This window comes from Brevundimonas sp., assembly GCF_023259385.1.
In the GTDB taxonomy this organism is placed as follows: Bacteria; Pseudomonadota; Alphaproteobacteria; order Caulobacterales; family Caulobacteraceae; genus Brevundimonas.
Window position 1 is genome coordinate 904 of the sequence record NZ_JAHFPF010000119.1, and the last position, 9,355, is coordinate 10,258.

7 protein-coding genes and 1 pseudogene are annotated in these 9,355 nt (G+C 69.3%); 5 read left to right on the forward strand and 3 right to left on the reverse strand.

The window, feature by feature from the left end; translation table 11 throughout:
- A pseudogene (locus tag Q0C81_RS10350) lies at window positions 1-717 on the forward strand (oxidoreductase); the annotation flags it as partial.
- 199 nt (window positions 718-916) lie between these two features.
- On the opposite strand, the gene Q0C81_RS10355 reads toward Q0C81_RS10350, so the two are convergent.
- From Q0C81_RS10355 to Q0C81_RS10365, 3 genes are all read right to left on the reverse strand, one after another.
- Complete coding sequence (locus Q0C81_RS10355) at window positions 917-1,594, reverse strand: Fe2+-dependent dioxygenase (protein WP_291837195.1); 678 nt, start codon at window positions 1,592-1,594, stop codon at window positions 917-919.
- Between the two features lie 143 nt (window positions 1,595-1,737).
- Window positions 1,738-4,041, reverse strand: a complete 2,304-nt coding sequence (locus Q0C81_RS10360) for a TonB-dependent siderophore receptor (protein ID WP_291837197.1) — start codon at window positions 4,039-4,041, stop codon at window positions 1,738-1,740.
- Window positions 4,042-4,178: 137 nt separating this feature from the next.
- Window positions 4,179-5,387 carry an FAD-dependent oxidoreductase gene (locus Q0C81_RS10365; RefSeq protein WP_291837199.1) on the reverse strand — a complete coding sequence of 403 codons (1,209 nt, stop codon included), beginning with the start codon at window positions 5,385-5,387 and terminating at the stop codon, window positions 4,179-4,181.
- Between the two features lie 123 nt (window positions 5,388-5,510).
- Between Q0C81_RS10365 and Q0C81_RS10370 the strand changes: the two genes are divergently transcribed.
- The 4 genes from Q0C81_RS10370 to Q0C81_RS10385 all read left to right on the forward strand — a co-directional run.
- Complete coding sequence (locus tag Q0C81_RS10370) at window positions 5,511-6,389, forward strand: peptidase (RefSeq protein ID WP_291837201.1); 879 nt, start codon at window positions 5,511-5,513, stop codon at window positions 6,387-6,389.
- A gap of 177 nt (window positions 6,390-6,566) precedes the next feature.
- On the forward strand, window positions 6,567-8,027 hold the full coding sequence (zwf, locus tag Q0C81_RS10375; RefSeq protein WP_291837203.1) for a glucose-6-phosphate dehydrogenase: 1,461 nt from the start codon (window positions 6,567-6,569) through the stop codon (window positions 8,025-8,027).
- A complete protein-coding gene (gene pgl / locus Q0C81_RS10380) occupies window positions 8,020-8,727 on the forward strand; it encodes a 6-phosphogluconolactonase (RefSeq protein ID WP_291837205.1) in 708 nt (235 codons plus the stop codon). Before zwf ends, pgl begins: the two co-directional genes overlap by 8 nt.
- Window positions 8,727-9,355: dihydroxy-acid dehydratase (locus Q0C81_RS10385; protein ID WP_291837207.1), on the forward strand; the 629-nt coding region annotated here is incomplete at its 3' end. The genes pgl and Q0C81_RS10385, both read left to right, overlap by 1 nt.

Sequence of the window (9,355 nt, forward strand, 5' to 3'; positions counted from 1 at the left end):
GGTCCCGGCGGCGAGGCGCACCTGCTGGCCTTCGAGCCGATCAATCATGCACCGTCATGGGCCGCGGGCGATATCGCCGAGATCGGCCTGCCCGACCCGGCCCAGGGCAGCCGCGAATACTCCGTCGCCTCCCTGCCCTCGACCGGCCGCGCCGAGTTCATCGTCCGCCGCATGACTCGCCCGGACGGCACGCCCGGCCTCGCCTCCGGCTGGCTGACCCGCGACCTCGCCCCCGGCGCCGAGGTCGGCATGCGCATCCGCACCAACCGCAGCTTCCACGGCCCCGACGCCGCCACGCCCCTGATCCTGATCGGCAACGGCACCGGCCTGGCCGGGCTGCGCGCCCACCTGAAGGCCCGCGAGGGTCAGGCCCACGGCGGCGCCTGGCTGATGTTCGGCGAGCGCACCCGCGCCCACGACGCCTTCCTGGATGACGAGCTTCAGGCGATGCAGGCCTCGGGCCTGCTGACCCGGCTCGACCGCGTTTTCTCGCGCGACGCCGGCCCAAATGGCGAGGGGGGCCGCTATGTGCAGGCGGTGGTGGCGGAGCAGGCGGAGACCCTGCGGGACTGGCTCTCGCGCGGCGCGACCCTCATGGTCTGCGGCAGCCTGGAAGGCATGTCCAAGGGCGTGCACGAGGCGCTGGAAGCCGTGGTCGGCGTCGAAGCCCTGCGCGATCTGACCGAGACCGGGCGGTACCGGCGGGACGTTTACTGACGGCTTGACCCAGCTCATGTGGCGGGCGGCGAGCCCAGCAAGTGATTAGTGGTTAGTGGTTAGTGGTTCGCGGCGTCACGAGCGGTGGTGGTTCTGACTCAGGCCGTCGGGTCAGCCACCCACTAATCACTAACCACTAATCACTTCCCACGCTCCGGCCCCACCGACTGCGCGCCCCGCCAACGGCCCCAGCCGCCCCTCAGACCTCAGCCCACCGCCGCAGCAGGTTGTGATAGACCGCCGTCAGCTCCAGTACGGCGGGGTCCTTGGGGCCCTTCTCGGCGTTGACCCGCTGGATGGCCACATCCATCCGGAACAGGGTCTCGCGGTCGGCGTCGTCGCGGATCAGGCTCTGCAGCCAGAAGAAGCTGGCCACCCGCGCGCCGCGCGTCACCGGCGTGACCCGGTGCAGGCTCTTGGACGGATACAGGACCAGGTCCCCCGCCGACAGCTTCACCGACTGCGGCCCGTACATCTCCTCGATGATCAGCTCGCCGCCGTCGTATTCGTCGGGCTCGGACAGGAAGAGGGTGCAGGACAGGTCGCTGCGGATGCGCAGCCCGCCGCGCTGGCGGATGGCGTTGTCGACATGGACGCCGAAATGCTCGCCGCCCTCATAGCGGTTGAACAGCGGCGGAAAGATCGTGTGCGGCAGGGCGGCCGACACGAACATCGGATTGGCGTTCAGCGCCTGCAGCACCAGCGCCCCGACCTCGCGCGCCTGGGGCGAGTCCTCGGGAAGCTGGCGGTTGACCTTGGCGGTCGCCGACTGATGGCCGGAGGTGACATTGCCGTCGGCCCACGGCCCGGCGTCCAGCGTCGCGCGCAGGCTGGCCGCCTCCGCCTTGGAGAACACCTCTGGAATGTGCAGCAGCATGCGCCGCCTCCTTGGTCGCGCCGGCGATCCGGACACGGAAAGACCCGGGGGGTCAGGCCATCAGGGAAGACCAACCTGAACCCCCGGGTTCTACGCGAACGGACCTACGGGCCGAAATAGCCCGCCGCGCAGATTCAGCGACCTCAGTAGCGCAGGTTCAGCGTCAGGATCGCCTGACGGGCCGGCGCCACATCGGCGTGGTGCACGCCGTTGGTGCGGAGGATGTATTCCTCGTCGCCCGCGTTCTGGACGTTCAGCTGCAGCGATGCGGTGTCGGTGATGTCGTACGAGGCGAACAGGTCCACCCGGGTGTACTCCGGCGCAAAGACGCGGTTGGCGCCGCCGCCCGCTCCGCCCTGGTTTCCGCCGAAGCTCTTGGACACATAGTAGGCGCCGCCGCCCAGGCTCAGCTTCGGGGTCACCCGGTAGGTGCTGAACAGGCTGAACGAGTGCTCCGGCGTGTTGGCCAGCGGCAGACCTTCGAAGGCGCTCGGCACGGGCACGCCGCCGACAATCGTCACGGCGCCCTTCACCAGTTCGGAGTCCATCCAGCTGTAGCCGCCGAACACCTGCCATTCGCGGGTGATGTTGCCGGACACGCCCAGCTCGATCCCCCGCACCTCGACTTCGCCGGCCTGGGCGAAATCGGTGGGCAGCGGGCCGACCAGGATCTGCGCGTTCTCGCGGGTCAGGTGGAAGGCCGCGGCCGACAGGGCCAGGCGGTCGCCGAACAGGTTGGCCTTGGCGCCGATTTCCCAGCTGGCGGTCTCTTCCGGATCCAGGACGCCGGTCAGCGTGCCCGAGCCCGTGCCGTTGCCGCCCGTGTTCTGGTCTCCCGCGGCGATCAGCGGCGGCGTGGAGGAGGTGGCGTAGGAGACGTAGACGCTGGAGTTCGAGGTCGGCTTGTAGACCAGGCCGACCTGGTAGTTGACGAAGTCCCAGTCGGCGGCGACCGGCGTGTAGACCGGCGCGGCCACGGTGCCCGTGGCGTTGATTCCCTCGACCGAATAGTCGTCATAGCGGACGCCCAGGTTGACGATGAAGCGGTCGCCGATCTCGATCGAGTCCAGGGCGTACAGGCCCACGGTATCGGTGGTGTTGGTGCTGATCAGGCCGCGCGTGATCGTGCCGGTCCACGGATCCTGCGGATTGGGATCGTACAGCGGCGTGCAGTCGAAGCCGGTCAGGGGCGCCGGGCAGGCCGAACCGCTGATCGTCGTGACGGTGTAGGAGGCGTTGCGGTTCTTCTCGCGCCCCAGTTCCAGGCCGATGTCATAGCTGTGACGCAGGCCGCCCGTGGTGATCCGGCCGTGCAGGTCGGTGACGTTGGCGATCGTGTCGTTCGGGTTCCAGCGCGACTTGGTCCCGCGCTTCATCCAGTAGACGCCGCCGATCAGGGCCACGCCCGGAGGCGTCGCGGTGATGCTGCCGCCGTCGCCGGGATTGGTGACGACATAGTCGTTCAGCGTGCGGGACACCCGGGTCACGTTTCGCAGTTCCGCGTGCTCGCCGAAGCGGTGCTTCACGTCGAAGGTGAAGGTGTCGACCGTATTGGTCAGATAGTCGCGCGAATGCAGGCCGTAGAAGCTGTCGTACGGCACATCCAGCACGCCGCTGTCGGTCGTGCGGATATTGATCTTGGTGAACAGCGGGATGCCGTAGTCGGGCATCTGGTTCGATTCCAGATGGTAGTAGCTCATGGTCGCCGTGGTCGGCGTGCCCAGGCCGGCCGCCAGCGAAAGGCCGAGCCCCCACTTGTCGTAATCGACCGAGTCACGACCCGGCACGTCGCCCTCCGCGCCCATCAGGTTCAGACGCAGGGCTGCGGTGCCGCCCAGGTTCCAGTTCTGGTCGATGGCGCCGCGCAGGTAGCCGTCGGTGCCGACGCCCAGGCCGTAGTGGGTGAAGTCCTGCAGGCGCGGGGCCTTGGAGGCCAGGTTGATGCTGCCGCCGCCCGAGCCGCGGCCCGAGTAGACCGAGTCCGGACCCTTTACGACCTCGACCTGTTCCAGGTTGAAGACCTCGCGCTGCTGGCCGCCCGAGTCGCGGATGCCGTCGACGAAGATGTTGTTGCCCGAGGATTGGCCGCGGATGAACGGACGGTCGGCCAGCGGCTGCCCGCCTTCACCGGCGCCGAAGGTGATGCCCGGCGAGGTGCGCAGGATGTCCTGCAGCGAGGTCGCGGCGGTCTGCTCGATGATCTGCTGTGGGATGATGGTCACCGCGCGCGGGGTGTCGACCAGCGGCGCGACGAACTCCGGCGACGTCGGTTCGCGGCGGACGTGCTGGCCGGTCACCGTCACCGTGCCCAGGGTGGTGGTGTCCTGCTGCTGCGGATCGGCGGCCGGATCCGGATCGCCGGCCACGGCGGGGGCGGCGGCCAGCAGCATGCCGGCGGCGCTGGAGGCGAACAGGAGCGAACGGAGCGCATCGGCGCGTTGGGTCATGGGAGCGATTCCGGGGAGGAAGATATTGCGAGCGGCTCGCAGTATCATCTTTGCCGGATGTCGCAACCGCTTTTGCGACACATTCGCATAATTCTGGTCACTGTATCGCCGCGGCGTCGCCGCGATGGAAACAGGCCTCAGCCCGCCGCCACCGCCTTCATCGACACGGACAGGTCCGCCAGCCGGCCCCCGTCCACCGGCGTCGCCTTGCCGATCATCATCCGCCCGGCCATGAACTCGGCCGGCGCGTTGACGGCCTCGACGCAGACGATCCGGTCTCCAGCCAGGTGGAAGACGGCGAAGGCGCCCGCCTCCACGTCGCCGCGCACCACCTGACGGTCCGCCCCGTCGGGCAGGCCGGCGATCTGCAGCTTCAGGTCATACTGGTCGGACCAGAACCAGGGCGCCTCCGGCGTCGGCGCCGTCCGGCCGACGATGGCCGAGGCCGCCTGCTTGGCCTGTTCCAGCGCATTGGGCACGCTCTCCAGCCGATGCATCGCCCCGCCGTGCACGGGCACGGGCCGGTAGGTCACGTCGCCGACGGCCCAGATCGCCGGATCCGAGGTTCGCGCCTCGCCGTCCACCACCACCCCGTTCAGGCAGTGCAGCCCGGCCGTCCGCGCCAGCTCTTCGCGCGCCAGGGCGCCGACGCCGACCAGCACCGCGTCGGCCTCGATCAGCCGCCCGTCCGCCAGCCGCACGCCCGCATCCTCGAACCCGGTCACCTCGGCCGAGGTCAGGATCTCGACGCCGTGCTTGCGATGATAGCCGGTGAAGAATTCGGACAGCGTATGCGAGGCGACGCGCGCCAGCACCCGGTCCATCCGTTCGATGACCACCGCGTCGGCGCCCAGCGCCCGGGCCGAGGCCGCCGCCTCCAGACCCACATAGCCGCCGCCCACGACCGCCAGCTTTTTGCCCGGACCCAGCGCCGCCTTCAGCCGCCCGGCGTCGGCCAGGGTGCGCAGCTCCAGCAGATCCGCCCGGTCAGCGCCCGGCAGGGCCAGCCGCCGCGCCGTCGATCCGGTGGCCAGGATCAGCGCGTCATAAGTCTCGACCGTCCCGTCCGCGAAGGCGACCGTCCTGCCCGCCGGGTTGATGGCCGTCGCGGTCGTCCCGGTGCGCAGTTCGATGGCCTGCTCGGCGTAGAAGCTCTCGGGGCGCAGCAGCAGCGCCTCCAGGTCGGCCTCGCCCTTCAGCCAGGCCTTCGACAACGGCGGTCGCTGATAGGGCGGCGCCGGCTCCTCGCCCGCCAGCACGATGGGGCCTTCATGGCCGTATTGGCGCAACAGCGCCGCCGCCGTGCCGCCCGCGTGCCCCGCGCCGATGATCAGAACCTTTGTCATGTTTCGCAAGTAGTGCGATCCAGGGTCTTACGCCAAGAGTCTCCCTGCACAGGCCGCTCGCCTTGCCGGACAGATGCTGTCGTGCAACGCTGTTCGTTCAAACTATTCCTGGGGAATAAGGAAATGCTGATCCGGTCTCTCATCGCCGCCACGGCCGCGCTGCTGCTGGTTGCGCCCGCGGCCCAGGCGCAGGATCCGTCCGCCAAGGCGACCTTCGGCGACGTCTCCCTGAGCTCGGGCTTCACCCCCGATCCTCACTCGGTCTCCCTGACCGCCGGCGGCTCCATCGACGCCTCGACCATCGGCTCGCCCTGCCGCGGCTCGATCGCCCGCGCCCCCGACTTCGAGCTGACCTACAGCTCCGGCTCGCTGCCGCTCTACATCTACGCGGTGTCCAGCTCGGACACGACGCTGGTGGTCAACGGGCCGGACGGCCAGTGGTACTGCGACGACGATTCCAACGGCGGAACCAACCCGCAGGTGACCTTCAACAGCCCGCGCTCGGGCACCTATGACATCTGGGTCGGCACCTTCAGCGGCGGCACGACCTCGGCGACCCTGAACATCACCGAGCTGTCCGGCGACCGCGGAGGCGGCGACGGCGGTTCTCCCGACACCACCCTGACCGCGACCTTCGGCGAAGTCAGCCTGAGCTCGGGCTTCACCCCCGATCCGCACCGCGTCAGCCTGACGGCTGGCGGCTCCCTCTCGGCCTCGAACGTGTCCTCGTCCTGCCAGGGCTCGATCGCCACCGCGCCGGACTACGAGATCACCTACAGCGCCGGCTCGCTGCCGCTGGCCATCCGCACCGAGGCGAACACGGACACCACCCTGGTGGTCAACGGCCCCGACGGCCAGTGGTACTGCGACGACGACAGCGGCGGCGGCACCAACGCCCAGGTCTATTTCGCCAAGCCGGCGTCCGGCACCTACGACATCTGGGTCGGCACCTACGGCGGCGGCAACCAGCCCGCCACCCTGCTGATCACCGAAGTGCCGTAGGCCCGGCGCCTCCCTAATCGGACCGCTGCGGGCGCCGGGGATTGACCCGGCGCCCGTTTCGCTTTTCCACCTTGGCCGTCACATGGTGTTTCAACCCGCCGCACCACTGTTGGCTAGGCGGGCGTAAGCGGCCAAAGACCCTTCATCCCGAAGGGTTCAACAAGTGAAGGAGCACGAATGGCGGCCCTGGTGCTGTTCGGCGGCGGCGGCGACCTCGCCATGCGGATGCTTCTGCCTTCGCTCTATTTCCTCGAGCATGACGGCCTGCTGCCCGACGATCTGAAGATCATCGGCGCCGCCCGCTCGGACGAGAGCCGCGACGAGTACGTCGAAAAGGTCCGCGCTTCGGTCGAGGGCAAGGCCCGCGCCGACGACGCCTGGTCCGAGGCCGCCTGGTCCCGCATGGAGGCCCGCCTCGACTATCTGCCGGTCGACGCCACCAGCGCCGAAAGCCTGAAGCCGCTCAAGGCCAAGGTCGGCGACGCCGGAGTCACCTCCTTCCTGGCCGTCTCGCCGTCCCTCTACGGCCGCATCGTCACCGCCCTGAAAGAGGCCGGCATGGCCGGGCCGAACGACCGCGTGGTGCTGGAGAAGCCCGTCGGCCGCGACCTGAAATCCTTCCTCGAGATCGACGACGCCGTCGCCCACGCCTTCCGCGAGAACCAGGTGTTCCGCATCGACCACTACCTAGGCAAGGAGACGGTCCAGAACCTGATCGCCCTGCGCTTCGGCAATACGGTGTTCGAGCCGCTGTGGAACAACCTGTCGATCGACCACGTCCAGATCACCATTGGTGAAACGGTCGGCGTCGGCGACCGCTGGCCCTATTACGACGAGTACGGCGCCCTTCGGGACATGCTGCAGAACCACATGCTGCAGCTGCTCTGCCTGGTCGCCATGGAGCCGCCGTCCGACCTCGACCCGGACTCGGTCCGCAACGAGAAGGTCAAGGTCCTGCGCTCGCTGCGCCCCATCACCCACGAGGAGGCCGAGCGCGTCACCGTGCGCGGCCAGTACGTGGCGGGAACCAGCGAAGGCAAGCCGGCCAAGGGCTATGACGAGGAACGCGGCCAGCCGTCGGATACCGAGACCTTCGTCGCCATCCGCGCCGACATCGACAACTGGCGCTGGGCGGGCGTGCCCTTCTTCATGCGCACCGGCAAGCGCCTGCCCGAGAAGCGCACCGAGATCGTCATCCAGTTCAAGCCGCTGCCGCACTCCATCTTCGACCGCGACGACCGCGGCGAGGTGCAGGCCAACCGCATGGTCATCGAGCTGCAGCCCGAGGAAGACATCTCGCTGACGGTGATGAACAAGAAGCCGGGCCTCGACCAGCGCATGCAACTGCAGCCGATCAAGATGAGCCTGTCGTGGGGCGTGGGCGGCAAGGGCGACAAGCCGCCCCGCCGCCGCATCGCCTACGAGCGGCTGCTGCTGGACGCCCTGCACGGCGACTCTACCCTGTTCGTCCGCCGCGACGAGGCGGAACAGGCCTGGAAATGGGTCGACGAGGTCTCCGAGGCCTGGGCCGACGGCGACATCAAGCCCCAGGAGTACGTCGCCGGAACCTGGGGTCCCGCGGACGCCGACATGCTGATGGCCCGCACCGGCCGGGAATGGAATTCGTCGGATGCCTGAGATTGAAGTCTTCACCGACGGCGCGACATGGGCCGAGGCCTGCGCCGCGCGGCTGACCGAAACCCTGTCGGGCGCCGTCGCCGAAACCGGTAAGGCCGTGTTCGCCGGTTCCGGCGGTTCGACCCCGGCGCCGATCTACGGCCTCATGGCCGCCGCCGATCTCGACTGGTCCAAGGTCGCCGTCACCCTGATCGACGAACGCTATGTCCCCGAGACCTCGCCGGACTCCAACGCGGCCCTGCTCAAGACCACCCTGCTGATCGGTCCGGCCGCCGCCGCCCGCTTCGTGCCCCTCTATACGCCCGAGGTCACCGTCGATCGCGCCGCCATCGTCGCCGCCCATGCGCTGGCCGCCGAGGGCGGCCGCCTCGACGCTGTCCTTCTCGGCATGGGGGAGGATGGCCATATCTGCTCCATGTTCCCCCAAAGCCCGACGCTGAAGACCCTGCTCACCCCGACCCTGGCGCCGACCGTGCTGGGGCTGCCCCACGGCCGTGACGGCATGGCGCCCAGCCTGGAACGCCTGTCGATCAACCTGCCTTATCTGATGCAGGCGCGCCGGGTGGTCCTGGCCCTGACCGGCAAGCAGAAGCGCGCCGTGTTCGAACGGGAGGCCGCGGGCGACCCGACGACCCAGCCCATCGCCGCCCTGATCGCCGCGAACGTCCCGCTCGAGGTCCTGTGGACGGAGACCGCCTGATGCCCAAGCTCCATCCCGTCGTCGCTCAGGTCACCGCCCGCATCACCGAGCGCTCGAAGGCGACCCGCGCCGACTACCTGCGCCGCATGGACGCCGCCCGCGACAGCGGGATCGGCCGCGCCAAGCTCAGCTGCGCCAACTGGGCCCACGCCTTCGCCGGCGCGCCCATCAAGGACAAGCTGCACGCCATGTCGGGCAGCCAGCCCAACGTCGGCGTCGTCACCGCCTTCAACGACATGCTCTCGGCCCACCAGCCGTTCGAGCGCTTCCCCGAGATCATCCGCACCGCCGTGCGCGAGGTCGACGCCACCGCCCAGGTCGCCGGCGGCACGCCCGCCATGTGCGATGGCGTCACCCAGGGCCGCCCCGGCATGGAGCTGTCGCTGTTCAGCCGCGACGTGATCGCCATGTCCACCGGCGTCGCCCTGACCCACGACGCCTTCGACGCCGCCATGATGCTGGGCGTCTGCGACAAGATCGTCCCCGGCCTGTTCATCGGCGCGCTGGCCTTCGGCCACCTGCCGGTCGTCTTCGCCCCCGCCGGCCCCATGCCCTCGGGCATACCCAACGCCGAGAAGGCCCGCGTCCGCGCCCTCTACGCCCAGAACCAGGTCGACCGTCAGACCCT

What these genes read in the sequence shown, in the direction of transcription:
- Q0C81_RS10355 (WP_291837195.1), bottom strand. Translation starts at nt 1,594, where the DNA reads ATGCTGCTGCACATTCCAGAGGTGTTCTCCAAGGCGGAGGCGGCCAGC.
- Q0C81_RS10360 (WP_291837197.1), bottom strand. Translation starts at nt 4,041, where the DNA reads ATGACCCAACGCGCCGATGCGCTCCGTTCGCTCCTGTTCGCCTCCAGC.
- Q0C81_RS10365 (WP_291837199.1), bottom strand. Translation starts at nt 5,387, where the DNA reads ATGACAAAGGTTCTGATCATCGGCGCGGGGCACGCGGGCGGCACGGCG.
- Q0C81_RS10370 (WP_291837201.1), top strand. Translation starts at nt 5,511, where the DNA reads ATGCTGATCCGGTCTCTCATCGCCGCCACGGCCGCGCTGCTGCTGGTT.
- zwf (WP_291837203.1), top strand. Translation starts at nt 6,567, where the DNA reads ATGGCGGCCCTGGTGCTGTTCGGCGGCGGCGGCGACCTCGCCATGCGG.
- pgl (WP_291837205.1), top strand. Translation starts at nt 8,020, where the DNA reads ATGCCTGAGATTGAAGTCTTCACCGACGGCGCGACATGGGCCGAGGCC.